Source organism: Magnetospirillum aberrantis SpK, assembly GCF_011022235.1.
Taxonomy (GTDB): domain Bacteria; phylum Pseudomonadota; class Alphaproteobacteria; order Rhodospirillales; family Magnetospirillaceae; genus Magnetospirillum; species Magnetospirillum aberrantis.
Window position 1 is genome coordinate 119,024 of record NZ_JAAIYP010000039.1, and the last position, 23,890, is coordinate 142,913.

Annotated in this window: 23 protein-coding genes and 1 tRNA gene; 12 read left to right on the top strand and 12 right to left on the bottom strand. The window is 65.3% G+C overall.

Features of this window, described 5'->3' with window-relative positions; translation table 11 throughout:
- The first annotated feature begins 25 nt into the window (after positions 1-25).
- The 4 genes from G4223_RS13605 (at position 26) to G4223_RS13620 (ending at position 4,419) form a co-directional block, all read left to right on the top strand.
- Positions 26-439, top strand: a complete 414-nt coding sequence (locus G4223_RS13605) for a metallopeptidase family protein (RefSeq protein ID WP_163680733.1) — start codon at positions 26-28, stop codon at positions 437-439.
- Between the two features lie 31 nt (positions 440-470).
- Positions 471-2,909 (top strand): AAA family ATPase, encoded by a 2,439-nt coding sequence (locus tag G4223_RS13610; protein ID WP_163680736.1) that lies wholly within the window; start codon positions 471-473, stop codon positions 2,907-2,909.
- Positions 2,906-3,697, top strand: a complete 792-nt coding sequence (locus G4223_RS13615) for a universal stress protein (protein WP_163680739.1) — start codon at positions 2,906-2,908, stop codon at positions 3,695-3,697. The genes G4223_RS13610 and G4223_RS13615 overlap by 4 nt, the downstream gene beginning before the upstream one ends.
- Positions 3,698-3,834: 137 nt before the next feature.
- Positions 3,835-4,419 carry a hypothetical protein gene (locus G4223_RS13620; RefSeq protein WP_163680742.1) on the top strand — a complete coding sequence of 195 codons (585 nt, stop codon included), beginning with the start codon at positions 3,835-3,837 and terminating at the stop codon, positions 4,417-4,419.
- A 4-nt stretch (positions 4,420-4,423) separates the two neighbouring features.
- Here the strand turns inward: G4223_RS13620 and G4223_RS13625 are convergent, their stop codons facing one another.
- Complete coding sequence (locus tag G4223_RS13625; RefSeq protein WP_163680745.1) at positions 4,424-4,996, bottom strand: hypothetical protein; 573 nt, start codon at positions 4,994-4,996, stop codon at positions 4,424-4,426.
- 110 nt (positions 4,997-5,106) lie between these two features.
- Complete coding sequence (locus G4223_RS13630; protein ID WP_163680748.1) at positions 5,107-5,835, bottom strand: GntR family transcriptional regulator; 729 nt, start codon at positions 5,833-5,835, stop codon at positions 5,107-5,109.
- Positions 5,836-6,077: 242 nt separating this feature from the next.
- Here G4223_RS13630 and G4223_RS13635 point away from each other — a divergent pair, with 242 nt between their 5' ends.
- Positions 6,078-7,238 (top strand): SGNH/GDSL hydrolase family protein, encoded by a 1,161-nt coding sequence (locus G4223_RS13635; protein ID WP_163680752.1) that lies wholly within the window; start codon positions 6,078-6,080, stop codon positions 7,236-7,238.
- A 125-nt stretch (positions 7,239-7,363) separates the two neighbouring features.
- Here the strand turns inward: G4223_RS13635 and glnA are convergent, their stop codons facing one another.
- The gene (glnA, locus tag G4223_RS13640) at positions 7,364-8,776 is read right to left on the bottom strand and encodes a type I glutamate--ammonia ligase (RefSeq protein WP_163680755.1); all 1,413 of its coding nucleotides are present in this window, start codon (positions 8,774-8,776) and stop codon (positions 7,364-7,366) included.
- Between the two features lie 62 nt (positions 8,777-8,838).
- A complete protein-coding gene (locus G4223_RS13645; protein WP_163680757.1) occupies positions 8,839-9,177 on the bottom strand; it encodes a P-II family nitrogen regulator in 339 nt (112 codons plus the stop codon).
- 237 nt (positions 9,178-9,414) lie between these two features.
- Here G4223_RS13645 and G4223_RS13650 point away from each other — a divergent pair, with 237 nt between their 5' ends.
- Positions 9,415-10,572, top strand: a complete 1,158-nt coding sequence (locus tag G4223_RS13650) for an aminotransferase (RefSeq protein WP_163680760.1) — start codon at positions 9,415-9,417, stop codon at positions 10,570-10,572.
- 64 nt (positions 10,573-10,636) lie between these two features.
- Positions 10,637-10,713, top strand: a tRNA-His gene (locus tag G4223_RS13655).
- Positions 10,714-10,780: 67 nt separating this feature from the next.
- Here the strand turns inward: G4223_RS13655 and cobD are convergent.
- The 4 genes from cobD to G4223_RS13675 form a co-directional block, all read right to left on the bottom strand.
- The gene (gene cobD, locus G4223_RS13660; RefSeq protein WP_163680762.1) at positions 10,781-11,770 is read right to left on the bottom strand and encodes a threonine-phosphate decarboxylase CobD; all 990 of its coding nucleotides are present in this window, start codon (positions 11,768-11,770) and stop codon (positions 10,781-10,783) included.
- A complete protein-coding gene (locus G4223_RS13665; RefSeq protein ID WP_163680765.1) occupies positions 11,761-12,873 on the bottom strand; it encodes a CaiB/BaiF CoA transferase family protein in 1,113 nt (370 codons plus the stop codon). Before G4223_RS13665 ends, cobD begins: the two co-directional genes overlap by 10 nt.
- 101 nt (positions 12,874-12,974) lie before the next feature.
- Positions 12,975-13,757: a DUF2189 domain-containing protein gene (locus tag G4223_RS13670; protein ID WP_163680768.1), complete on the bottom strand. Its 783-nt coding sequence runs from the start codon at positions 13,755-13,757 to the stop codon at positions 12,975-12,977.
- 66 nt (positions 13,758-13,823) lie between these two features.
- Positions 13,824-14,096, bottom strand: coding sequence for a hypothetical protein (locus tag G4223_RS13675; protein WP_163680770.1), 273 nt, complete (start codon positions 14,094-14,096; stop codon positions 13,824-13,826).
- A 154-nt stretch (positions 14,097-14,250) separates the two neighbouring features.
- Between G4223_RS13675 and G4223_RS13680 the strand changes: the two genes are divergently transcribed.
- The 4 genes from G4223_RS13680 to G4223_RS13695 are packed head-to-tail and all read left to right on the top strand — an operon-like array spanning position 14,251 to position 18,037.
- Positions 14,251-15,546, top strand: a complete 1,296-nt coding sequence (locus tag G4223_RS13680; protein ID WP_205762515.1) for a DUF4910 domain-containing protein — start codon at positions 14,251-14,253, stop codon at positions 15,544-15,546.
- Entirely contained in the window at positions 15,543-17,003 is a 1,461-nt protein-coding gene (locus G4223_RS13685) for an AMP-binding protein (RefSeq protein ID WP_163680773.1), read from the top strand. Before G4223_RS13680 ends, G4223_RS13685 begins: the two co-directional genes overlap by 4 nt.
- Complete coding sequence (locus G4223_RS13690) at positions 17,000-17,236, top strand: acyl carrier protein (RefSeq protein ID WP_163680778.1); 237 nt, start codon at positions 17,000-17,002, stop codon at positions 17,234-17,236. The genes G4223_RS13685 and G4223_RS13690 overlap by 4 nt, the downstream gene beginning before the upstream one ends.
- Positions 17,237-17,239: 3 nt before the next feature.
- Positions 17,240-18,037 carry an AAC(3) family N-acetyltransferase gene (locus G4223_RS13695; RefSeq protein WP_163680780.1) on the top strand — a complete coding sequence of 266 codons (798 nt, stop codon included), beginning with the start codon at positions 17,240-17,242 and terminating at the stop codon, positions 18,035-18,037.
- 8 nt (positions 18,038-18,045) lie between these two features.
- Here the strand turns inward: G4223_RS13695 and G4223_RS13700 are convergent, their stop codons facing one another.
- Positions 18,046-19,632, bottom strand: a complete 1,587-nt coding sequence (locus G4223_RS13700; protein ID WP_163680783.1) for a tetratricopeptide repeat protein — start codon at positions 19,630-19,632, stop codon at positions 18,046-18,048.
- A gap of 188 nt (positions 19,633-19,820) precedes the next feature.
- Here G4223_RS13700 and G4223_RS13705 point away from each other — a divergent pair, with 188 nt between their 5' ends.
- A complete protein-coding gene (locus tag G4223_RS13705) occupies positions 19,821-20,993 on the top strand; it encodes a flagellin (RefSeq protein WP_163680786.1) in 1,173 nt (390 codons plus the stop codon).
- A gap of 188 nt (positions 20,994-21,181) precedes the next feature.
- Here G4223_RS13705 and G4223_RS13710 read toward each other — a convergent pair whose 3' ends face one another.
- The 3 genes from G4223_RS13710 to G4223_RS13720 all read right to left on the bottom strand — a co-directional run bounded on the left by G4223_RS13710 (position 21,182) and on the right by G4223_RS13720 (position 23,888).
- The gene (locus G4223_RS13710; RefSeq protein WP_277395045.1) at positions 21,182-21,550 is read right to left on the bottom strand and encodes a flagellar biosynthesis regulator FlaF; all 369 of its coding nucleotides are present in this window, start codon (positions 21,548-21,550) and stop codon (positions 21,182-21,184) included.
- A 74-nt stretch (positions 21,551-21,624) separates the two neighbouring features.
- Positions 21,625-22,821: an ATP-grasp domain-containing protein gene (locus G4223_RS13715; protein WP_163680792.1), complete on the bottom strand. Its 1,197-nt coding sequence runs from the start codon at positions 22,819-22,821 to the stop codon at positions 21,625-21,627.
- Positions 22,818-23,888 (bottom strand): ATP-grasp domain-containing protein, encoded by a 1,071-nt coding sequence (locus G4223_RS13720; RefSeq protein WP_163680795.1) that lies wholly within the window; start codon positions 23,886-23,888, stop codon positions 22,818-22,820. Before G4223_RS13720 ends, G4223_RS13715 begins: the two co-directional genes overlap by 4 nt.
- Between the last annotated feature and the right edge of the window lie 2 nt (positions 23,889-23,890).

Sequence of the window (23,890 nt, forward strand, 5' to 3'; positions counted from 1 at the left end):
GATCAAGGCGGGGTAAGCTGGACACATGTCACGTGTCATCCCACCGCATACCGTCCCGCCGTCGCTTGGCGACCTGGAAACCATCGCCCAGACGGCGTTCGCCGAGATTCCCGACGAACTGCGTCAGTATTGCGCCGACGTGGTCATCCGCGTCGAGGACTTTCCCGATGAGGAAACCGAACAGGAGATGGACCTGGAAACGCCCTTCGACCTGTTGGGCCTTTATCGCGGTGTCGCACTTCCCCACGTCAGCTTTGGCGACAGCGCGCCGCGCCTGGACGTGGATATGATCTTTCTGTACCGCCGCCCTATCCTGGATTACTGGTGCGAGACCGGCGAGGATTTGACAAGCTTGGTCAAGCACGTGCTGATCCACGAGATCGGTCACCATTTCGGCTTCAGCGACGACGACATGGAGCGCATCGAAGACGAAGCCTGACGGTGGCCGCACCACTCCCGCCGGAGGTGTCGTGACCCAAACCCTTCCCCAACCGCTTGCCCCCCACCAGCTTTACCGGGTGTGTGACCCGGACAGCCTGTCCTTCACCACCACCGCCGAACTGGCCGACAGCGACGCTCCCATCGGTCAGGACCGCGCGGTCGAGGCCATCCGTTTCGCCATCGGCATGCGTCATCGCGGCTTCAACCTGTTCGCGTTGGGGCCCGAGGGCACCGGACGGCGCTCCTTGGTCATGCAATACCTGACCCAGGCCGCCGCCCGCCAGCCGGTGCCCGACGACTGGGTCTACGTCCACGATTTCGGCGACGGCCACCGCCCGCGCGTGCTGCGCCTGCCGGCGGGCCGCGCCCAGCCGTTCAAGAAGGACATGGAATGGCTGGTCGAGGAATTGGCAGCCGCCCTGCCCGCCGGTTTCGAGGCCGAGGAATACCGCGCCAAGAAACAGGTGCTGGAACAGGAATTCAAGGAACGCCAGGAAGAAGCTTTCGGCACGGTCGGCACCGAGGCCAGCGAAAAGGGCGTCGCCCTGATCCGTACCCCGGTGGGGCTGGCGCTGGCCCCCACCCGCGACGGCGAGGTCTTGTCCCCCGACGAGTTCAAGCAACTGCCCGAAGAGGAGCAGGCCCGTTTCAAGGCCGAGATGGAGGCGCTTCAGGAAAAGCTGGAGACCACCATCAAACAGGTGCCGTATTGGGAACGCGAGGCCCGGTCCAAACTGCGCGAGCTTGAACAGGAAGTGGTGGCCTTCGCCATCAGCCACCTGATGGACGAACTCAAGGACCGCTATGCCGACCTGCCCGAGGTGCTGGAGTATCTGGAGGCGGTGGCCGAGGACATCGCCGACAATGTCGGCGACTTCCTGGAAAGCGACGACGAAGACGAAGACCACAGCAAACCCCGTCGTCGGCCGGGGGGCGAAGGCGCCATCCGCCGTTATCGGGTCAACGTGCTGGTCAACAACGCCGACCAGGGCGGCGCCCCGGTGATCTACGAGGACCACCCGACCCAGCCCAACCTGATCGGCCGGGTCGAACATTTCGCCCATTACGGCACGCTGATCACCGATTTCAACCTGATCAAGGGCGGCAGCCTGCATCGCGCCAACGGCGGCTATCTGGTGCTGGACGCCCACAAGCTGTTGATGAACCCCTTTGCCTGGGAAGACCTGAAACGGGCGCTCAAGGCGCGCGAGGTGCGGATCGAAAGCCCCGGCCAGAGCACGGGACTGATGAGCACGGTCAGCATCGAGCCCCAGCCCATTCCCCTGGACGTCAAGGTGGTGCTGATCGGCGACCCGATGCTTTATTACCTGCTGTCGCACCACGACCCGGAATTCGCCGAATTGTTCAAGGTATCGGCCGATTTCGACTGGCGCATGGACCGCGACGAAACGGCGGTCATGGGGCTGGCCCGGTCGGTGGCGACGCTGACCCGCAAGGAGGGGCTGCGTCCGCTCGACCGCTCGGGGGTCGCCCGCGTGGTGGAACACGCCTCGCGCCAGGTGGAAGACAGCGAGAAGCTGTCCACCCACATGGCCAGCCTGGCCGATCTGGTGCGCGAATCCGATTACTGGGCCGGCCGAACCGGAGCGGCGGTGGTGACGGCGGCCCATGTGCAACAGGCCATCGACGCCTCGACCTATCGTCAGGACCGGGTGCGCGAACACGTACAGGAGGAAATCCGCCGCGGCATCGTCCACATCGACACCGAAAGCGCGGTGGTCGGCCAGATCAACGGTCTGGCGGTGCTGGAACTGGGGCGTTTTTCCTTTGGCCGGCCGTCCCGCATCACCGCCCGCGTCGCCTTGGGCAAGGGCGACGTGGTGGACATCGAGCGCGAGGTCGATCTGGGCGGACCGCTGCACGGCAAGGGCGTCTTGATCCTGACTTCGTTCCTGGCCGGACGCTTCGGCCAGAATTGGCCGCTGTCGCTCGAGGCCCGGCTGGTGTTCGAGCAATCCTATGGCGGGGTGGACGGCGATTCGGCCTCTTCGACCGAGTTGTACGCCCTGTTGTCGGCGCTGGCCGACCTGCCTATCCGCCAAAGTCTGGCGGTGACCGGCTCGGTGGACCAGAACGGCACCGTCCAGGCCATCGGCGGCGTCAACGAAAAGATCGAGGGCTTCTTCGACCTGTGCGCGGCACGCGGCCTGACCGGCAGCCAGGGCGTGCTGATCCCGGCCACCAACGTCGCCCATCTGATGCTGCGCCACGACGTGGTCGAAGCCTGTCGCCAGGGCCGCTTCGCCGTCTATCCCGTCCACACCGTGGACCAGGGGATCGAATTGTTGACCGGCACGCCGGCCGGCCAGCGCGACGAACGCGGCGAATACCCCGCCGGCAGCGTCAATCGCCGGGTCCAGGCACGGCTGGCGACCTTTCACCGCCGCCTCGACCTGGCCCAGTCGGGCGCCCTGAGCGGCGGCCGCGAGACACGGGGCGGGCGATGACCCCGCCCCCCTTCCGCCGCATCCTGGTGGCGGTGGACGCCAGCCCGCTGTCGCAGGCGGCGACGGATCTGGCCTGCCGGTTGTCGAAGCGGTGGCAGGCCCCGGTGGACGCGGTGTTCGTCGAGGACATCAACATCGTCCGTCTGGTGGCCCATCCCTTCGTGCACACCATCTCACTGGCGGCGGCACGGCGGCAATCGGCCGACGACACCCTGATCGGCAAGGCGTTGGAGCTTCAGGCGATCGCCGCCCGCCGTGCCCTCGACGCGGCCCTGGCGACAACCGGCGGCCATGGAACCTTCACCGTGCGACGGGGAAGGGTCGAGGCCGAGGTGCTGGAGGCCGGCCAAGGCTGCGACCTTTTGTGTCTGGGCTGGAGCGGACGCCCGGATTCCAGGGCCCGCCGGTCCCGGCTGGGCTCGGTCGCCCGCGCGGTCAGCCGGTCCGCCGCCGCGTCGGTCCTGTTGCTGCAAAACCCGGTCACCGGCCCGCTGTTCCTGTGGTGGGACGGCTTCCCGCCAGCGTTGGAGATGGCCGCCGCCCTGGCCGCCCGCGAGGGCGCCACCGTCCAGGTGGTGGTTCCGGCCCATGATCGCATCGACGGCACCCGGCGCGGCGTCGAGGCGGTGAGCGCGCTTCAGGAATTGGGCGTCACCGCCGCCTTGCACGCCGTCGGCCGACCGGCGGCGTTGCCGGGCACTCTTCCAGCCGACGCCCTGTTGCTGCTGTCGGCGGAAGCCGAAATCGTGCTGGACGATCTGCCCTGCTCGGCCTTGCTGGTACGTTGACAACTGGCGGCCACAATCTGTTGTGCAATTGCAACACTGAGACTCGTTTGAATCGATTCCAAGATTTCCCCCTTCCCTGCAAGGGCTTGCCCCCTATATGAGTCCGGCAAGAGAGATGCCTTACCCAGACGGGTTCCATGTTGCGCCGTTTTGTCCTGACCACCCTGTTGCTGATTGCCGCCATCCCCGCCGCCGCCGAGGAAGCGCGGACACGTCTGGTGGTCGGTGGCCTGAACCTCAAGGGCACGGACATGAGAATCGAGCTGACCGGTGACCATGGCGGGTTCTCGGCCGGCGCGGTGTCGGGCGACGTCAATGCCGAATCGGGGCGCATGGCACTTGGCGGCTATGCCGCCTATGCCTTCGACGACGTCCACCTGTCGTCGTCGCTGCGCGGCGACCAGGACCGCACCGTCGCCGATTTCAGCGCGGCTTACGCCGGCTTCGGCCCCGACAGCGTCGCCGCATTCCGGCTTGGCTACGAGATGGGCCGGACCCAGGCGTTCAGCATCAACCCCGCCCAGGCCGGCCTGAACGTCTTCGGCGGCGATTACGACCCCAGCGGGTCCATGGCCGACCTGTCCCTGACCTTGTCCTTCACCCACGACGTCACCCCGTCCCTCAGCCTGGGCGGCTTCGCCGCCGCCAGCCGTCAGGATGGCGAACACAGTGCGCCGGAAAAGGATCTGCGCTTCGGCGCCGGACTTGGATACAAGTTCTGATCCGTCAAGGCGACCATCTGGGTGGATGGTCCAACAACCGACACCGCAAACGATAGAGCGCCAGCCCCCCCTGGTCGGTCCAGGCATTCGTGCGCTCGATCGCTTCCCATCGGGTGCGGGTGGGGTCGGGCGCCATGGTGCGGGGAGCGACCTCGATGAACGGCGCCACGCGGACGTGGATCTCTTCGATCACCCAATCGTGAATCAGTGGCGGGGCATCCACTTCCCGTGAGAAGGATTCGGCATAAAAGAAGGGGTCCACCCCCAGTCCAACCCAACCGTTGACCCACTGGCCCTGTTGCAGCCCTTGTGCGGGGGGAGCGTCGCAATAGGCGACGACGCCGATGTCCAGGCATTGCCATTGCGGGGCCCAATGCACGATCCGCCCGGTCACCTCGTACAAACCATCATCCGCGGGTTGGGCCGTGGGACGCCGGTCGGCAGGCGGTGAACACGGGACAAGAAGGTCGAAGCCGGAAAACCCGATGGCGAAGGCACGGGTCTCCCCATGCTGGAAATCCGCATAATTGCCGTCCTGGATGATCCAGGAGGCAAGCTCAACCGTGTAGCTGTTCATCGTTCGCTGGCTAGGTGTGAAGTCTCAGAAGGTTGCCCATTCGGTGTGCCCCGAGGAAGCTGGGATTTCGTCCATGTCCGTACTGAACCGCTCCTGGCGCTGTCACGTTCCTAACGGATCTCGCGGCGAAAGTGGAAGGCCGAGGCCGGAGCGCGGACACGCCGCCATTCCAGCGGCTGACGGTCGTAACCACGGGTCAGACGGTCGATCACCACCACCGGCTGGCCGGTGGCGACACCGGCCAGGGTGGCATGTTCGGCCCCGATGGCCTCGGCCGTCAGGCTTTCCTCGGCGGTGGCCACCAACTGACCACACAAGCGCTCGAAGGCGGGGTAAAGGTCATGGCCGATCGAGGCCAGTTCGACCGTCAGCAACGGCGCGAACCGTGCCTTGGGCAGCCAGATTTCCTCGCCGCGCAACACCCGGCGTTCCACCAGTTTTTGTCGGACAAGACGGATGCAATCGGTTCCGACCGGCAATTCCAGACGCTCGGCCACCTCGGGCGACGCCTTCAGGGATGCGCGTTCGAGAATCCGGCTGATCAACACCGGCTTGGCCCCCGGCTCCAATTCGGGAATGCGCAGACAACGCAACAAGGACTGGTCGAAGGCCGGACGGCGGACAAAGGTTCCGCGTCCATGAACCCGCGTCACCAGACCTTCGCCCACCAGCACGTCGATGGCATGGCGCACCGTCCCCACCGCCACCCCATGGATCGAAGCCAGTTCCGCCTCGGACGGGATGGTCTGTCCCGGCGCCCAACGCTGGGCGGCGATATCGGCGGCAATCAGGTCACGCAGCCGCTGATAGCGCGGCAAACGGTCGTCGACGATGGACATCCCCCCGACTCCATCAATCATCTAGAGGAGTGAATGGAACCCCCACAGCCAAGGATTGTCAAGATTTCGACGCACAACGCCAACCCGCGCCGAGAACAATGCGGATTGCGCTCGAACAGATCCGCAACGGGGGGTTCCTTGACCGGCTCAACGTTCTGGCCCACCATCCCCGCGCGTGCCATCGCGAGGGACAACCTCAAGAAAAGGCTGGCGGCGGAACGATGACGAGGAGCGACTTGCGGATGAAGCGATTGGGTAACTTAGGCAAGGTCTACGCCACCACGGCAGTTATCGTGATGAACATCGCCCTGTTGCTGTTGGGCTGTGCGTTCGCATTGGAATGGGTTTTGGACCTTCGCCACGGCTCCGGCACCGCTGTCACGCCATCCGTAAGCCTGGACATGGCATCTTATCGCGACGTGGACGCCACCACGGCACAAGCCATCGCCGCCGAATTGGACGTTTACGCCAGCAGCCAGCCCTTCGGCTTCAATCCCTGGACCACGTTCCAACAGCTTCCGTTCGCCGGCAAGTACATCACCGTTCAGGACGACCCCGTTCTGACTCACCGCAAGGTGCCCACCCCGGCGGGAAACGGCCCACGCTACGTGGTTTGGGCTTTTGGCGGATCGACCATGTTCGGCTGGGGCGTGGACGACGCCCACACCCTTCCCGCCAATTTGCAAGACGCGCTCCAGAGCCGGATGCCCGATCGCACGGTGGAAGTGGTCAACTTTGGCCAACCCTATTGGTACAGCTCGTCGGAAGTGGCCGCGTTCGTGGCACTCTTACGGGACCGCGCCACGCCCGACGCCGTCGTGTTCCTGGATGGACTGAACGACGCCTCGTGGGTCTCCTCCGGCTTCCAGGTACCGGTTTTCGCCGGCCGGGCCGAACAGGCGTGGAACCAGGCCCGAGCCAATGCGAAAAGAGAGCTTCCCTGGCTGACGGTGAACAGCAGCTTCCCCTTCCTTCGAATCGTGGACTGGCTTCGCTATCGGGGTGCGCTTCCCCCGGTCCCGACTCAGGACCACTATCGCAACCCACCCACGGACCAGACCCGCGCCATCGTCGAAACCTACCGCGCCAATCGCGCGCTGGCATCCGACGTGGCAAAAGCGCGGGGCATCAAAAGCTTCTTCTTCATCCAGCCCGTGCCATGGGCCGGGGAATGGCCCAGCGGCCACGCCAACACCGACTTTCCGTTTGGCGACAAGGTCCAGGCCGTTCGGGCCATCGAAACGCTGGTCTCCGAGGCCCAGGCGGGCCGGATCACCGGCTTTCACTCCCTGCATGACGCATTGACGGGGATCGAACGCCCGTTCGTCGACGGCACCCATTACAGCGACGCCGCCAACCACCGCCTTGCCCAGGCGATCGCGGACGCAATGGCTGTGCAATAATCCGCGGCTCCAGAATGGGAAAACCCCCGCCAGTTTCCTGACGGGGGCTTCCTTGACTGGTCCACCCGGCTGGTCCACCATCCCCTGGTCGGGGGCGATGGAAGCCGCAGACACCCTGATTCGGATCAGACCGAATAGTACATCTGGAATTCGACCGGATGCGGGGTGTGCTCGAACTTGTAGACTTCCTCGAACTTCAGCTCGACATAGGCTTCGATGAAGTCCTTGGAGAACACGTCGCCCTTGAGCAGGAAGTCATGGTCGGCCTTCAGGGCCTCCAGGGCTTCACGCAGGCTGCCGCACACGGTCGGAACCTGCTTCAACTCTTCCGGGGGAAGGTCGTACAGGTTCTTGTCCATGGCGTCGCCGGGATGGATCTTGTTGGTGATGCCATCCAGGCCGGCCATCAGCATGGCGGCGAAAGCCAGGTAGGGGTTGGCACCCGGATCGGGGAAGCGGATCTCGACGCGCTTGGCCTTCGGGCTGGTCGCGTACGGGATACGGCAGGAAGCCGAGCGGTTGCGGGCCGAATAGGCCAGCAGCACCGGAGCCTCGAAGCCCGGGATCAGACGCTTGTACGAGTTGGTCAGCGGGTTGGTGAAGGCGTTCAGCGCCTTGGCATGCTTGATGATGCCGCCGATGTAGTACAGAGCGGTATCCGACAGGTCGGCATAGCCCGAACCGGCGAACAGCGGCTTGCCGTCCTTCCAGATGGACTGGTGCACGTGCATGCCCGAGCCGTTGTCGCCGCAGATCGGCTTCGGCATGAAGGTCGCGGTCTTGCCGTAGGAGGCCGCCACGTTGTGCACGACGTACTTGTAAATCTGCAAACTGTCGGCGGCCTTGACCATGGTCTGGAACTTGCAGCCCAGTTCATGCTGCGACGAGGCCACTTCGTGGTGGTGCTTTTCGATGGGCAAGCCCATCTCGCCCATCACGGTCAGCATCTCGGCGCGCATGTCGACGTGGCCGTCCACCGGCGGAACCGGGAAGTAGCCGCCCTTGACGCCCGGACGGTGGCCCAGGTTGCCTTCCGAGAAGTCGCGGGCCGAAGCTTCGGCGCCGTCTTCCGACGACAGCTCGTAATAGCCCTTGTTCATGCCGACGGCGAACTTGACGTCGTCGAACACGAAGAATTCGGCCTCGGGGCCGAAGAAGGCGGTGTCGCCGATGCCCGACTCGATCACGTACTTCTCGGCGCGCTTGGCGACCGAACGCGGATCGCGGTCATAAAGCTGGCCGGTGGCCGGCTCGACGATGTCGCAGGTGATGATCAACTGAGCCTGAGCGGCGAAGGGGTCCATGACCGCGGTCGAGCAATCGGGCATCAGGATCATGTCGGACTGATCGATCGACTTCCAGCCGGCGATCGAGGAACCATCGAACATCAGGCCTTCGGTCAGCAGATCTTCGTCAACGGTGGAGACGTGCTGAGCGGTGTGCTGCCACTTGCCCTTGGGATCGGTGAAGCGGAAATCGACGTACTTAACGTCGTGCTCCTTGATCAAATCGAGGACTTTCTTGACGTCGTCGGCCATGGTCACAATTCCTGAACAGTTGGATGTGGGAAAAAACGTCGTACTTATGCTCGGCGGGCAACTCAGATGGCGTCGCCGCCGCGCTCGCCGGTGCGGATGCGGATGGCTTCCTCGATAGAGGAGATGAAAATCTTGCCATCGCCGATACGGCCGGTGTGGGCCGCCTGCTGAATGGCTTCCACCGCGCGTTCGACGAGGTTGTCCTCGATGACCAGCTCGATCTTCACCTTAGGCAGGAAGTCCACCACGTATTCGGCACCGCGATAGAGTTCCGTATGGCCCTTCTGGCGGCCGAAGCCCTTGGCCTCGGTGACGGTCAGACCCTGCAAACCGACCTCGTGCAGAGCTTCCTTCACCTCGTCGAGCTTGAAGGGCTTGATGATCGCTTCGATCTTCTTCATGAAACCGCGTCTCTCGGAAAAGCGTGGAACCAGCGTCAATCGCCGCTCACCTTTAGCACGGGTCGTGCCAGTTCGGCCATGGGGAAAAACAGTACGTCCGACAGCCGCGAATGCGTTGAATTTGCCCATTTTAAAGGCATCTAAGCCTATTGTTTGGGCATGGCCGTCCCCCCCCTTCGACCCCCATGTCTTTCGTGCTAGAACCGGGCGGCATCCAAATCCTGAGAAGCGCCCGCCATGGTCCACGCCAATTCCCTGTTCGCCACCTGCGGCACCACCATTTTCGAGACCATGTCGCGGCTGGCCAACACCCACGACGCGGTCAACCTGGGCCAGGGGTTCCCCGAAGGACTGGAGCCGGCGGCGCTGGTGGACCATCTGGCGCAATGCGCCCGCAGCGGCCCGCATCAATACCCGTCCATGATGGGCACCCCGTCCCTGCGTCAGGCCGTGGCGGCGCACGAAGCCCATTATTGGGGAACGGACGCCCGCCCCGACGAGGTCATGGTGACCTCGGGCGCCACCGAAGCCCTGGCCGCCTGTCTGTTCGGACTGATCGAACCGGGCGACGAGGTGGTGCTGATCGAACCGCTTTACGATTCCTATCTTCCCATCGTGCGCCGGGCCGGCGGCGTCCCCAAACTGGTGCGGATCGAACCACCCCATTGGGAATTACCGCGCGAGGCGCTGGCCGCCGCCTTCGGGCCACGTACCCGGCTGATGCTGCTCAACACCCCGACCAATCCGTGCGGCAAGGTGTTCGACGCCGACGAGATGGCCTTCGTCGCCCAGCTTCTGGAACGCCACGACGCCATCGCCATCTGCGACGAGGTTTACGAGCACCTGACTTTCGACGGGCGCCGCCACCTGTCGTTGGCGACGCTGCCCGGCATGCGCGGCCGCACGGTCAAGGTGGGATCGGCCGGCAAGATTTTCTCGCTGACCGGCTGGAAAGTGGGATGGGTGGTGGCCGAGGCCGAGTTGCTGGCCCCCATCGCCAAGGCCCACCAATACCTGACCTTCACCACCGCCCCGGCATTGCAAGAGACGGTGGCCTGGGGGCTTGGGCATCTGCGCGACTATGTGGAGGGGTTGGCCGGGGTGCTGGAACGGCGCCGCGACCGTCTGGCCGCAGGACTGGTTCGCGCCGGCTTCGACGTGCTGCCCACGGGCGGCAGCTATTTCCTGACCGCCGATTTCGGGGGCTTGGGGTTCAACGGCGACGACATGACGTTTTGCCGCCACATCACCCAGGCCGCGGGCGTCGCCGCCATCCCGGTCAGCGCCTTTTACCAGGGCGCGGCCCCCAGTCATTTCGCCCGCTTCTGCTTCGCCAAGACCGACGACGCCATCGACCGCGCGACCGGGCGGCTGGAGAAATTCTTCAAAGGATGAAAAGCGCGAAAATAGCCGCTTGACGGCGGGGGGGCGCTTTGGGTACACATGCGGCCTCCCGGTGGCGGGTGTAGCTCAGTTGGTTAGAGCGCCAGGTTGTGGTCCTGGATGTCGTCGGTTCGAATCCGATCACTCGCCCCACCCCCCCTTGTTCGTCGCACACACGGCCGCATGCCCCAGGGCACAGCGGCCTTTGTTTTGTCCGCGCTCACGCCAGGGCCTGGGCCAGCCGCGCCAAAGCAGAATCGTCGGGGGGCAGACCGAAACGCAGACGCCGGGCATCGAAATCGAACGCCCGGACCAAGATGCCGGCACGCCCCAGACGGTCGTAGAGTCCGGCCGCGTCGTCATGTTCGGCCAGCCGGAACAGGCTGGTGCCGCCGACCAGACGCAACCCCGCGCCGCCCAGCACACCATCCAGGTCCGCCGCCGCCCCGGCCAGTCGGGAAATCGTCGCCCGTTCCCAATCGTCGTCGGCCAGCGCCGCCGCCCCAACCGCCAAGGCGGGTCCCGGCACCGGCCACGGCCCCAATTGCGCCGCCACCGCCGCCAGTACCGCCGCCTCGCCCAGGACGAACCCCAGCCGCAGCCCGGCCAGCCCATAGAACTTGCCGAACGAACGCAGCACCACCAGACCGGGCGCCAGGAACGGCGCCACCGAAATGTCCGGGGCCATGTCGGCGAAGGCCTCGTCCACCACCAGCAAGCCGCCGCGCGCGGCCAGCGCCGCCGCGCGCACCCGCAGGAATTCCGGGGCGACCATGCGGCCATCGGGATTGTTGGGGGTGACCACCACCTGGACCGGAGACTGAGCGTCCTCGAGCCGGGACACGGCACGCACGTCGTGCCCCGCCGCCGCCCAGGCGCGGGCATGTTCGCCATAGGTGGGCGACACCACATCGACCCGGACAGCGGCGCGGGTGCGCGGCAAGGCCTGGATCAAGGCGCTGGTGCCCGGCCCCGCCAACACCTGGGCCGGGTCGGCGACACCGAAGCGGCGGGCGGCGGCAACCCGCAAGCCCTCCTCCTCGGCACGGCCCGGCAGGCGGGTCCACGCCTCTTGCGGCAGTGGCGGCACCGGATAGGGCCAGGGATTGATGCCGGTGGACAGATCCAGCCAGCCGGCTTGAGGGCGCCCCCACCGGCGTTCCGCCGCGACCAGATCGCCGCCGTGGACCGGCAGGGGGCCTAGCGCCATGCCGCCAACACCCCTTCGGCGGAATCGCTCTTGAACGGCCGGCGGTGCAACGGTCGGGCCCCATCCAGGAACACCGGCAGCAGCACCTCGACCAAACGGTCGGCATCTTCGTCGACGCGCACCACCTCGCGGTCCTTCCATTGCGGATGGGCTGGAACCTCATGCGGTTCCAGCACCGGTTCGAAACAACAATCCACCGGGCGCAACAGCGCCGTCCACTCGTCGCGTTCCCGCGTCAGGAACAAGGCGTCCAGCTCGGCGATCAACTCGTTCTGCGGCATGGGTTCGGACTGGCGGTGGATCCATTCCTCGTGCCCGATGGTCCGGCAGAACGCCTCCCAGAACTTGCCTTCCAACGCGCCCAGGGCGACGAAGCGGCCATCGCGGCAACGGTAGATGCGATAGCAGGCGGCACCGCCGTTGATCAAGCCCGCTTCGCGCCGATCCTCGCCCCAGCGATGGGCGGCGGTCAGGATGCCCGGCATCCAGGCCAGCGCCGCCTCGGACAGGCTGACGTCGAGATGGCAGCCCTTGCCGGTGGTGCCGCGCCGCACCAGCGCCGCCAGGATGGCGGTCACCGCCAGCGAGGCACCGGCATGGTCGGCCAGCGGCGGATAGGTCATGACCGGCCGCTCGGCGATACCGGTGGCCGACAGCCCCCCGGTCAACGCCACATAGGTCAGGTCGTGGCCGGCGGTGGCCCGCCACGGCCCGGTCAGGCCATAGCCGGACAACGAACAATGGATCAGCCGGGGATTGATCCGCTCCAGTTCCGCGCGCGAGAAGCCCAGCCGGTCCAACACGCCGGGGCGATAGGCGTCCACCAGCACGTCGGCCCTTCCCAACAGACGCGCCAACCCGCGGCGCCCGTCCTCGGTCTTGAGGTCCAGCGTCACCACCACCTTGTTGCGGTTGGCCAGCTTGTACCAGGCGGTCGTGCCATCGGCATCCAGCGGTCCCATGGTCCGCATGGGGTCACCGGCCGGCGGCTCGACCTTGACCACCTCGGCGCCAAGGTCGGACAGCCATTGGGTGGCGTAGGGACCGGGAATGTACTGGCTGAGGTCGAGGATACGGGTGCCGGCAAGGCATTCGGCGAGCATGGCTTCCTCCGGGGCACGAATTCTTGGACGCCCAAGGGAAGCAGGCGCCCCGCCGCCGGTCAATGGCAATGCCGCTCAGGGGGCCTGCGTGGGATTGCCGTTCACTTCTGACTTTCCACCAGATCGCGATAGGCATGCCATGTGGCATGCCCCAAAAGCGGCAACACCACCACCAAGCCCACGAAGAACAGCCCCACCCCCACCAAGGCGGCGGAACCGGCCAGGAATGCCCACAGCATCATCGGACGGAAATTGCGCCGCACCGTCTCGAGGCTGGTCAGCATGGCGGTCACCGCGTCGCAATCGGGGCGATCGACCAGCAACGGCACGGCGATGGCGGTCATGGCGAAGGTCAGCACCGCCATCACCGCGCCGCTTGCCATGCCCACCAACAGGAACGGCACGCCCTCGGGCGACAGCACAGCCCCCAAAAGGTGGTCCAGGGTCGGCGGCTGGCTGCCGAAGAACAGCATGAATTCCAGCATGGCCAGACGCACCCAGACCAACAGCGCGACCACCAGGAACATCCCGACCAGGGCGATCTGGCCGGGATTGCGGCGAACCGCCCCCAGCGCGGCGCCCAGTCCCACCGCCTCGCCGGCATCCAGGCGGCGGCTGATCTCGTACAATCCCACCGCCGCCATCGGCCCGACCAGGGCGAAACCAAAGGCCAAGGGCAGGATCAGCCACGCCATGCCCCATTGCTCCAGTCCCACCAGCATGAGCGTGCCGAGCGCGGCGAACACGGCGCCATAGAAATAGCTGAGCGCCGGTTCGCTGCACATATCCAGCCAGCCGGCGGCCAGCCAGCGCCAGGGGTGGTCCAGGCTCACCTCGCGCAGCCTGAGCGGCCGCGATTGGTCGGAAACGGAGATGGTGTGCATGGCGCGCCTCCTTGGCCTTCCATTTTTTTGAAGGTGGGCAGCGACACGCCGTCTGTGAAGGGGGGCTTAGTGACCGCAGGAACAGCCGCCGCCGCCACACTCCTCGTCCTCGGCGTCGGGCTTGTCGCCCTCGCGGAAGATGGCGCCTTGGTAGATACGGACGTTGCGGTCGTCGAACGACACCTGGAGGAAATTGCGGCCTTCGTCGTCGGTCTGCATCTCCATGCCCAGGCGGCCTTGCTCGATGGCCGTGACGACCTCCATCTCGCTGGTGTCCAGTGCCTTGGCGACGGTACCGACCAAGGCGTTGATCTCGTCATACATCTCGCGGCTTTCCATGGCGGCACTCTCGGAAAAAAATTTGGCGAAGGGGATTCGTCCATATAGCCGACAGACGGGACGAAGTCACCTGCCGCGCCGTAAAGCGTTTATTAAATCCTGCCGCCCGAGACTGGACGGCCACAAGGTGCGGTAAAGAATGGAACCAGGCCCCATGGACGGCGTCGCGGATCTCCGGCTGGGTGCGGAAATGTACCGCTGGGCCAGCGACCTTTTCCCGATCTGTCGCAGCATCACCGGCACCGGAGTGCGGACCACGCTGGACTACCTGCGGAACCTGTTGCCCGAGATGACGGTGCACGCGGTTCCCAGCGGCACTCCGGCTTTCGACTGGAGCACGCCCGACGAATGGAACATCGAGGACGCCTGGCTGGAACATGAAGACGGCGAACGGATCTGTTCATTCACCGATTCCAACCTGCATGTGATGTCCTATTCGGTGCCGGTGGACCGCTGGCTGACGCTCGAAGAACTGCAACCGCATTTGCATTCTTTCGACCGGCTGCCCGAGGCCATCCCCTACGTCACTTCTTATTACGCCCACAACTGGGGTTTCTGTCTGCCCCACGCCAAACGTGCGGCGCTGAAACCGGGGCGCTATCACGCGGTCATCCGCAGCCGGCTTGAACCCGGAGAACTGAATTACGGCGAGTTGATCCTGCCGGGACGCGAAAGCCGCGAGGTCCTGCTCAGCACCTATATCTGCCACCCTTCCATGGCCAACAACGAATTGTCCGGGCCGGTGGTGACCACCGCGCTGGCGCGGTGGCTTGCCGGCCGCGACCGCCGCTACACCTACCGCATCGTCTTCGCCCCCGAGACCATCGGCTCCATCATCTATCTCAGCCGCAACCTGGAGCGGATGAAAGAGCGCACCATCGCCGGCTATGTCGTCACCTGCGTCGGCGACGACCGCACCTATTCCTACCTGCCGTCGCGGCTGGGCGGCACATTGGCCGACCGCGTGGCCCAACACGTGCTGGCACACCACGCCGGCTCCTTCGACCGCTACACCTTCCTGCAACGCGGCAGCGACGAGCGTCAGTATTGCTTTCCCGGCATCAATCTGCCGGTCTGTTTGGTCATGCGTTCGAAATTCGCCACCTATCCCGAATACCACACATCGGCCGACGACCTTTCGGTCATCTCGCCCGCCGGACTGCAAGGCGGTTTCGACGCGCTCCGCAAGTGCATCGAGGTCATCGAGGCGAACCGTACATGGCGGGTGACCACCTTGTGCGAACCGCAATTGGGACGGCGCGGTCTTTACCCCAACGTGGCCCCCAAGGGCGGAGTCCGTCCTCTGAACATGATGCACCTGATCCATTACGCCGACGGAAACCACGACCTGCTGGAGATCGCCGAACGCACCGGGCAATTCGCCCTGGACCTGGCCGAGTTCGTTCCACGTCTGGCCGAGGCGGGATTGTTGGCCGAGGTTCCCGCATGAGCGGCCGCGACCCCCTTGCCGCCTTGCTGGAACACGCGGCGGCCCATCCCGACGCCGTCGCCGTCGCCAGCCGCGCCGGTGACATCCGTTATGGCGATTTCGCCAGGATGGTGCGGCGGTTCGCCGCCGCCTTCGCCCGCCACGGCGACACCCCCAAGGTGATGGTTCACCTGGACCAGCGGGCCGAAGCCTATGCCGCCATGTTCGGCGCCATGATGGCGGGCGGCGTGTACGCCCCGGTCAACGTCGCCGCCCCGGAAACACGCCGGACGGACATTCGCGACAGCTTTTCCCCGGATGTCATCGTCACCGACCGCCCCTTCGACGGCAATGGTGCCACGATCCTGGCACTCGACGCGCTGGGCCGGGAAGAACTGGCGACGCCCCGCCCCGCCCACCGGCTGGCCTATGTCATCTTCACCTCGGGATCGACCGGGACCCCCAAAGGCGTGATGATTCCCCGCGCGGCGCTGGCCCATTACCTGGATTGGGCAATCCCGGCGCTGGCCATGGGGCCTGATGTGCGGTGCACCCAAAACCCCAACATCGGTTTCGACCTGTCGGTCATCGAAATCTACGCCACCCTGTGCGGCGGCGGCACCTTGGTCCCCATCGCCGGCGCCAAGGACCGCATGTTCCCGGCCCTGGCCGCGCGCGACCTGGACGTCACCGTCTGGGTGTCGGTTCCCAGCCTGATCGACTTCATGCTGCGCGCCGGACAGATGACCGCCGCCAACCTAGGCCGCGTCCGCCGGCTTTATTTCTGCGGCGAGCCGCTGTTGCCGCACCATCTTGAGGCGATCTTCGCCATCTTGCCCGACGCGGTGGTGATCAACGCCTATGGCCCGACCGAGGCGACCGTGTCATGTACCGAACTGGTGCTGACCCGCGACACATGGCGCGCCCATTGTGCCAACAGCGTGGCGTTGGGCGACGCCATCGCCGGCATGTCCGTCGAACTGGCCGGTGGCGACCATCCCGACGAAGGGGAAGTGGTGCTGGCCGGCCCGCAACTGGCCGACGGCTATTGGAGCGACCCGGAACGGACCGCCCAAGCCTTCCGCACCGCAGCGGATGGCCGGCGCGTCTATCACACCGGCGACTGGGCTGCCCGCGACGGCGACAACCTGTATTTCCGCAACCGCCTGGACCGTCAGGTCAAGATTTTGGGCAACCGTCTGGAGTTGGACGAGGTGGACGGCGCGTTGCGCCGCGCCGGCGCCCGCCAAGCCATCACCTTCCTGGCCCACGACATCCTGGTCAGCTTCGCGGAAACCCCCGCAGGACTGGACGAGGCGACGTTACGCGAGCGGATCGGCGGCGTGCTGCCGCCCTATGCCCTGCCCAAGGTCTTGCGGACAGTGGGCGCGCTTCCCACCAACAGCAATGGTAAGGTGGACGCCGCGACCCTTAAGGCGCAGGCCATGGACATCGCCCGACAAAAGGCCGAATCATGATTGTTTCCCCATACCAACTGGTCGCCGAAGCCTTGAATTGCGATCCCGCCAGCCTGAACGCCGGCAGCGGCCTCAACCGCCATCCCGACTGGGACAGCATGGGGCACCTGAACGTCATGCTGGCGCTGGAGCGGCTGTATGGCATCGAGATCAACGATCAAAGCATCGTCCGCTTCGGCGCCATGGCCGAAATCATCGCCCACCATTCCGGCATGACCGGCAACGGAGGCTGAGCCGTGCCCATCCCCGCGCTGAGCCGTGCCGGCCTGGACGAACATCTTGATGCCCTTGGCCTGCGCCACGGCCATCATGTGACCGTGCACAGCCGCCTGTTGGCACTGGGCATGGTGGACGGCGGAGCGGCGACGGTGATGGCCACCTTGCGCGACGCCGTCGGCCCCGAAGGCACCATCGTCGTGCCGGCCTATTGCTGGCAGCACGCCCCCGATTTCGTCTTCGACCCGCGATCCACGCCACCGGAGAAAGTCGGAACGCTCAGCACCCACGCCTGGGAGATGGGGGGGTGGTCGCGCAGCCCCTGCCCTATCCACAGCCATTTGGGTTTCGGCGCCAAGGCGCCGCTCCTGGCGGCGGTTTCCGGCCTCGATTCCACCGGCCCCGATTCCGATTTCGCCCTGTTCCACCGCGAAGGCTTTCACCTGCTGACCCTGGGGCTGTCACTGGGACCGGGCGCCACCTACCTGCATCATGTCGAGGATTGCGCGGCCGTCCCCTATCGTCAGCCGTTGCTTCTGTCGCGCCAACGCCGCCGGCCCGATGGTGCCGTCGAACCGATCCAGATGCGCTATTATGGTGCCGCGTCGCCCTCTTGCGGGGGGCCGGGGCGCTGGCGAGAGAACTTCGACGCCGTGGAACCGCATTTGGAAACGCATGGCGCCCTGACCCGCGTGCCCTGTGCGCTGACCGGCTACAGCACCTATTGCGCCATCGCCGACCTGCACGACCAGACCATGGCGTTGCTGGCCCAGGATCCGTATGCCCTGGTGCTGCCGCCGGACGAAACGGAAGCATAACTTACACGTCAGCGCGCCAGCGCCTCGGCCAGCCGTCGGGCCACACCGTCCCAGCCGTCCTCGCCGGCCTGTTGCCGGAACAGGCGCGCCGTCGGATACCAAGGCGAATCCTCGCGTCTTTCCAGCCAGCGCCAGTCGGCGACCTCGGGCAGCATGATCCAGACCGGCCGGGCCAAGGCGCCGGCCAGATGGGCGACGGAGGTGTCGACGCTGATCACCAGATCCAGACAGGTGATCGCCGCCGCCGTTTCGGCGAAGTCGGTCAGGTAGGGGGAAAGATCGACGATGCCCTCGCCCTCGGGCTCCTCAAGCTGTTCCCGCCGCTGCCCGACCTGAAGACTGTAGTAGCGCACGCCCGGAAGCTGCCGTAACGGCCCGGCCAGCACGGACAGGTCGCACGAACGCACCTCGTCACGCACGAAACCCGGATTGCCGGCCCACACCAACCCGACCTTGTAGCCATCCCCTCCCAAACGCTCCCGCCACGCTGCCACCAGTTCGGGCTCGGCATGCAGATAGGGAACATCGGCCGGAATGCTGTCCAGCCGCGTTCCAAAGGCATAAGGCAGGTTCATCACCGGAATCTGGCGGTCAACATGCAATCCATGGGCATCGACGATCTGGGTACCGTCCAGGGTTTGCAACAGGCGCCGCAACAGCGGCGGCGGCATCACCAGCACCTTGCCTCCCTTGCGCGCGGCCACCAACGGCACATAACGGCAGCATTGGATGAAATCGCCCAGTCCTTGTTCGGGACGAACCAGCAAGACCTTGCCATCCAGGTCCTCGCCCTCCCATTCGGGAATGACTTCGACGGCGGCGGTGCACAATTCCTCGGTCTTGAAGCGCCAGCGATAGAGGTCCCAGCCTTCTTCCATGTTGCCCTGGCGCAACATGTCCATGGCTGCGTGGGAATACATGGTGCCCTGAGCCTTGCCGACCTCCGTGGCGGCCTCGGGATGACCGGCCAGGAAGTCCTCGCACAGACGCAGCCCTTCGTCACGGCGCCCGAGCTTGGCCAGCAGCAAGGCAAGGTTGCGGCACAATTCGGCGTCGTCAGGCCGCAGGCGCAAACCTTCCTCCATCACCCCCAGGGATTCCTCCAGCCGTTTCAGTTCGTTCAGCGCCACCCCAAGATGGCCGTAGACCTCGGTCAATTTCGGCATCGCGGCAAGGGCGGCCCGGAAAGCCTCGACCGCCGCCTCCAACTCGCCGCGTCCGCGCAGTGACCGCCCCAGATGGAAGAATGCCTCGCCGCAGCCGGGATCCAGTTCGACCGCCCGACGCAAACGGGCTTCGCCGTCCACGACCTGATCAAGCGCCAGCAGGACACGGCCCAGTTCCAGATGCAGCCCGGCGCTGTCGGGCATCCGTTCCAAGGCACGGCTCGCCGCCAGACGGGCCTTGTGGAAACGTCCCTGCTGGCGGTAAATGGAGGTCAGCAACGTCGCCAGTTCGGCCGAGGAAGGGGCTTGGTCCAGCAACTGGCGGCAATGCTGCTCGGCCTCGGCGAAGGCGTTGCGCCCGACCATCCCGCGAAGGTGGGCGATGGCTTCGTCAAGGGAAAGAGACATCTCGACCGGCGGGATCATCATGCGCGCTCCGGGGTTCTCGTCATTGGCGAATACCCCGATTTTGACGACTAAATCCTTAACGTCCCGCCCGAGAATCCGCTTGCCACCCCCTTTCGGCAAGCATATGCTATCGGTGTTAGCTAAAGGCCGAATAGGAGGCCTCTCCGGAAGAATGCCCGGAGCCATATCCCCTAGAAAGGAGACTAACCATGGCTAATGACGTCACCATTACCGCTGCGGTCCGCACCTCCCTGCTCTCGCTGCAAAACACCACCAAGCTCATCGAACGCACCCAGAACCGTCTGGCCACCGGCATGAAGGTTTCCGGTCCGACCGATGACCCGGTTGCGTACTTCCAGGCGAAGGGCTTGAACGACCGCGCGTCCGACTTCACCGAAAAGAAAGATTTGATCGACCAGGGCATCAGCACCCTGAGCACCGCGCTTGACGGCATCAACAGCGTTGAAAGCATCGTCAACCAGCTCAAGGGTCTGGCCAACAGCATGAAGAGTGCTGAATCGAGCCAGATGTCCGATCTGATCTCCCAGTTCAACAGCCTGCGTACCCAGATCGGCAACCTGACCGCCGACGCCACCTATCAGGGCACCAACCTGATCAACGGCACCGGTCAGACCATGACCGTCGAATTCTCGAACGCGTCGGCCAGCAAGCTGACCGTCAGCTCGGTGGACGTCAGCGCCTCCGGCCTCGGCGTTTCGGAAGTGGCGACCACCGCCAGCCTGACTTCGTCGCAACTGGCCTTCAACACCCCGGCCTCGGCGACCTCGTTCACCGCGACCTCGGGCAGCTCGATTTCCATGGTCTATGGTGGCGCGAGCAACCGCACCCTGACCGCCGGCACGGCTTCGGCCTCGTTCACCTTCACCTATGGTTCGGCCACCGCCACGGTGACCCTGACCGCCGGCAGCTCGATGACCCTGAGCACCGGCCAGACCTACACCATCAACCTGAAGTCGACCGGCGCGACTGCCGCGGTGTCGGGTACCACTTTCAGCGCCAAGCTGGCTGGCACCACCGCCACCGGCGGCGTGGTTCTCAGCGCCACTTCCGGTAAGTCCTATGTGTCCGCTGCGGGCACCGATCAGGTCAACGCCTTGATCAACAAGCTGGATACGGCCAAGACCACGCTTCGTACCAACGCGTCGTCGCTGGGTACCAACGTGGCCCTGCTCAAGACCCGCCTGGACTTCACCGAGCAGTACGTGAACAACCTCGAAAGCGGTGCTGGCAAGCTGACGCTGGCCAACGTCAACGAGGAAGGCGCGAACCTGATGGCGCTGCAAACCCGCCAGCAGTTGGGCATCAACTCTCTGTCGCTGGCTGGCCAGCAGGAGCAGTCGGTGCTGTCGCTGTTCCGTTAACCCCGGAACAGGACCGCTTCGGTCTAAAGTTGACCGCGCCCCGCAAGGGGCGCGGTTTTCTTTTGCCCCGTCGGCCCGAAACACAAAAAGACCGCCCCCGACAAACGGGGGCGGTCTTCGCTATTTTACAGCCGGACAAGGCTGACCGGTTCTCACGTCCAACAAGGCGGATTCAGCGCGCCGAAGGATCAGCCCGCCAGCTTGGCAGCCTTGTTCACCCCTTCCAGCAAGCCTTCGGAAATCTGAAGGTTGATGTTGATCAGAGTGTCGAGGACGCTGTCGTCCAGCCCCTGCATCTGCTTCACCGTCTTGCCGCCAACATACTGAGACAGCGTGATCAGGTTCCCCCGCACCACGTCGGCCAAGCCGTTGGTCGGGCTTTTGGCGAAGGCACGGATGCCCACCCACAATTCCATGTTGATCGCCAAGGCAGCCTTGATCGCCGCCTCGTCCTTGTTGGCCCGCGCTTCGTCAAGCATCAGCGCCACTTGACAAAGACTAAAGGCATCTTTCTCGGCGGCGCAAAGGTCCGCGAGATCGTCAGAACTCCCAGTCATCCTGGACCTCCCTCCACAAAAAAACTACGATAGGGTCGCTCAAAACCATCGGTTCGGCAAGTCATGCTTTCGGATCATTCTTCCATGATCGGATGAATTTCCTCGCGTGCGGCATGCAAAACGCGGAAGACATCGTCACCTTTATTGACGGCCGCCCAAATGAAACCAAGAACGGTCGTATTGTCGCACACCTGTCTGACGCCAAAACCCTGGGGTTTCAGGATTTCTATCCGCTCGATACCGGCCATCGACCTCGCCGCATCCAGTCCCTCGACGCCGCGAAAAGTTCCGGGACGACCGGGAAAGATCGCCATCCATCCGGCGGTACGGCGTTCGCGACACTCCACCGTCACCGTTTCCCCCGCCAAATGGCGGAACCAGGCGGCGACCGGACTTTCCCCCACGGCCAGGGGAGTGACGAAAGAGGTGCTGACGTCGCCATGGAAACGCGGCGACACCTCAAGAACCACCGCGCCGCGTTCGGTCACCATGACGTCGGCCTTGACCGGGCCGCAATCGATCCCCAGGCTTCGCGCGGCGTTTTCCAAAAGCCCATAGACGCCCTCGCGCGTCGCGTCGTCGAGAGTCGGCGGCTGCACACCCCACACCGGATAATGATAGGGCGGCGGCGAGAAGAAGCGTTCCAGCATGCCGGCGGGATGGAAAGCACCACCCAGGAACAGGCCGTTGACGTCGAAATGACGACCCCGCAGCAATTCCTCGACCAGCACGCTGTCGGCATAATCCAGGGCGGCCCGAAAGGCGGCGACGCCTTGCGCCGGGGTCTCGACGCTCACCACACCCCGGCTGCCGCTCGACCCTACCGGCTTGACGATGGCCGGCAGGCCGACCTCTGCCAGTGCCGCCGCCATCTCGCCTTCGCTTTCGACCACACGGCCACGCGGACAGGCGATGCCCGTCTCCCGCCATCTGGCCACCGCCGCCGCCTTGTCCAATGCGCGGACACATGCCTCGGGCGTGCAGGACGAAACGCCATGGGCGGCCGAGACACGCGCCACGCTCGGCAGTCCGAAATCACTGCCGCAATAAAGTCCGGCCAAGCCCCGCTCGGCGGCCAGCCGCCCGGCCAGGGCCATCAGTCCGTCGTCATCGTCACCGGCCAAGGGCACGTATTCGTCGGCCAAAGCTCGCCCCGGCGCCTCGGGATTGCGGTCGGTCAGCACCACATGCAAGCCGGCCGCCCGCGCCCAGCCCAAGCCGGGCAACTGCAACTTCGACCCGCCGATATGAATCAGCGCCTTGGCCGTCATGATCTTGCCCTCCACATCCGCAACCGCCGCGCCAGTTCGTGTTCTCCCGCCGCCTGCGCCAATTGGGCGGCCGCGTCGGCTCCGTCCGTTTGACCATCTCGCGAGGCGACGCACCAGCCGGCCGCGTCTTGGGGCGGGGTCACCCGACCGCCGGAAAGGGCACGCACATCCGCGGCGAACGGATCGAAATCCGGCCACAACGCCGGTATCAGGCCATCCGCCAAGGCGTCACCGCCAAGCCCCGGATTGACCTCGTACAAATAGGCGCGGCCGTCGTCGGTGACACGAAAACACAGGAACACGAATCCCCGCCGCACCCCCCAATGGCCCAACAGGCGACGGGCATCGGCACGAATGGCGGCGGCGGTCGGCGTGCCCTCCACCACCGACGGCCCGGCCACCGCCAGTCCGACGAAACGGCCATCGCACGTTCCCACCAACTCGTCGTACAAAAAACTCCAGACCTCGCGGCCATCGACCAACAACACGCCCAGCCCCACGTCCAGGCCGGACAGATATTCCTGAACCTCGACCGTGCCGTCAGGGGATTCGCCCGCCGCCGCCGCGAATGCCGGCGCCACCGCGCCACCTGGGGACACCAGACAGACATTGCGCTTGCCGAACAGCGGAACGTCGGGCTTCAGCACCCAGGACCGTCCCGCATCCAGAACCGGTTGTTCGGTACAGCGCCATGAAACCGGCACCGCTATCCCCAATGCCGCCGCTTGGACCCGCGCTTCCGACTTGCGCACCGCAGCCTCGGCAAGGCCCACCGGCACGCCGTCAAGGCCAAGGGCCTGGGCGGCGCGAGCCGCGGTCATCAGCGGCGGCCCCGAAGTCCGAGCCACCACCCCGGCGAAATCGAAACGGTCCCGCAACGCGACCACTTCCTGCGCGACCGCTTCGGCCTCATAGGTGCTGAGCACCACGGCATGATCGAGAACGGCCAACGCCTCGGGACCGGGAGCCCGATCCACCGCCACCACCGCCAACCCCTCCGCACGGGCGGCGCGCAACAGCGGCATTTGCTGTCGCCCCGCCCCGATGGAAAGAATGGCCGGACGCATGG

Excerpts from the sequence above, each read along its gene's own strand:
- G4223_RS13605 (WP_163680733.1), top strand. The coding sequence starts at position 26 with ATGTCACGTGTCATCCCACCGCATACCGTCCCGCCGTCGCTTGGCGAC.
- G4223_RS13615 (WP_163680739.1), top strand. The coding sequence starts at position 2,906 with ATGACCCCGCCCCCCTTCCGCCGCATCCTGGTGGCGGTGGACGCCAGC.
- G4223_RS13620 (WP_163680742.1), top strand. The coding sequence starts at position 3,835 with ATGTTGCGCCGTTTTGTCCTGACCACCCTGTTGCTGATTGCCGCCATC.
- G4223_RS13625 (WP_163680745.1), bottom strand. The coding sequence starts at position 4,996 with ATGAACAGCTACACGGTTGAGCTTGCCTCCTGGATCATCCAGGACGGC.
- G4223_RS13630 (WP_163680748.1), bottom strand. The coding sequence starts at position 5,835 with ATGTCCATCGTCGACGACCGTTTGCCGCGCTATCAGCGGCTGCGTGAC.
- G4223_RS13635 (WP_163680752.1), top strand. The coding sequence starts at position 6,078 with ATGAAGCGATTGGGTAACTTAGGCAAGGTCTACGCCACCACGGCAGTT.
- glnA (WP_163680755.1), bottom strand. The coding sequence starts at position 8,776 with ATGGCCGACGACGTCAAGAAAGTCCTCGATTTGATCAAGGAGCACGAC.
- G4223_RS13645 (WP_163680757.1), bottom strand. The coding sequence starts at position 9,177 with ATGAAGAAGATCGAAGCGATCATCAAGCCCTTCAAGCTCGACGAGGTG.
- G4223_RS13650 (WP_163680760.1), top strand. The coding sequence starts at position 9,415 with ATGGTCCACGCCAATTCCCTGTTCGCCACCTGCGGCACCACCATTTTC.
- cobD (WP_163680762.1), bottom strand. The coding sequence starts at position 11,770 with ATGGCGCTAGGCCCCCTGCCGGTCCACGGCGGCGATCTGGTCGCGGCG.
- G4223_RS13665 (WP_163680765.1), bottom strand. The coding sequence starts at position 12,873 with ATGCTCGCCGAATGCCTTGCCGGCACCCGTATCCTCGACCTCAGCCAG.
- G4223_RS13670 (WP_163680768.1), bottom strand. The coding sequence starts at position 13,757 with ATGCACACCATCTCCGTTTCCGACCAATCGCGGCCGCTCAGGCTGCGC.
- G4223_RS13675 (WP_163680770.1), bottom strand. The coding sequence starts at position 14,096 with ATGGAAAGCCGCGAGATGTATGACGAGATCAACGCCTTGGTCGGTACC.
- G4223_RS13680 (WP_205762515.1), top strand. The coding sequence starts at position 14,251 with ATGGACGGCGTCGCGGATCTCCGGCTGGGTGCGGAAATGTACCGCTGG.
- G4223_RS13685 (WP_163680773.1), top strand. The coding sequence starts at position 15,543 with ATGAGCGGCCGCGACCCCCTTGCCGCCTTGCTGGAACACGCGGCGGCC.
- G4223_RS13690 (WP_163680778.1), top strand. The coding sequence starts at position 17,000 with ATGATTGTTTCCCCATACCAACTGGTCGCCGAAGCCTTGAATTGCGAT.
- G4223_RS13700 (WP_163680783.1), bottom strand. The coding sequence starts at position 19,632 with ATGATGATCCCGCCGGTCGAGATGTCTCTTTCCCTTGACGAAGCCATC.
- G4223_RS13705 (WP_163680786.1), top strand. The coding sequence starts at position 19,821 with ATGGCTAATGACGTCACCATTACCGCTGCGGTCCGCACCTCCCTGCTC.
- G4223_RS13710 (WP_277395045.1), bottom strand. The coding sequence starts at position 21,550 with ATGACTGGGAGTTCTGACGATCTCGCGGACCTTTGCGCCGCCGAGAAA.
- G4223_RS13715 (WP_163680792.1), bottom strand. The coding sequence starts at position 22,821 with ATGACGGCCAAGGCGCTGATTCATATCGGCGGGTCGAAGTTGCAGTTG.
- G4223_RS13720 (WP_163680795.1), bottom strand. The coding sequence starts at position 23,888 with ATGCGTCCGGCCATTCTTTCCATCGGGGCGGGGCGACAGCAAATGCCG.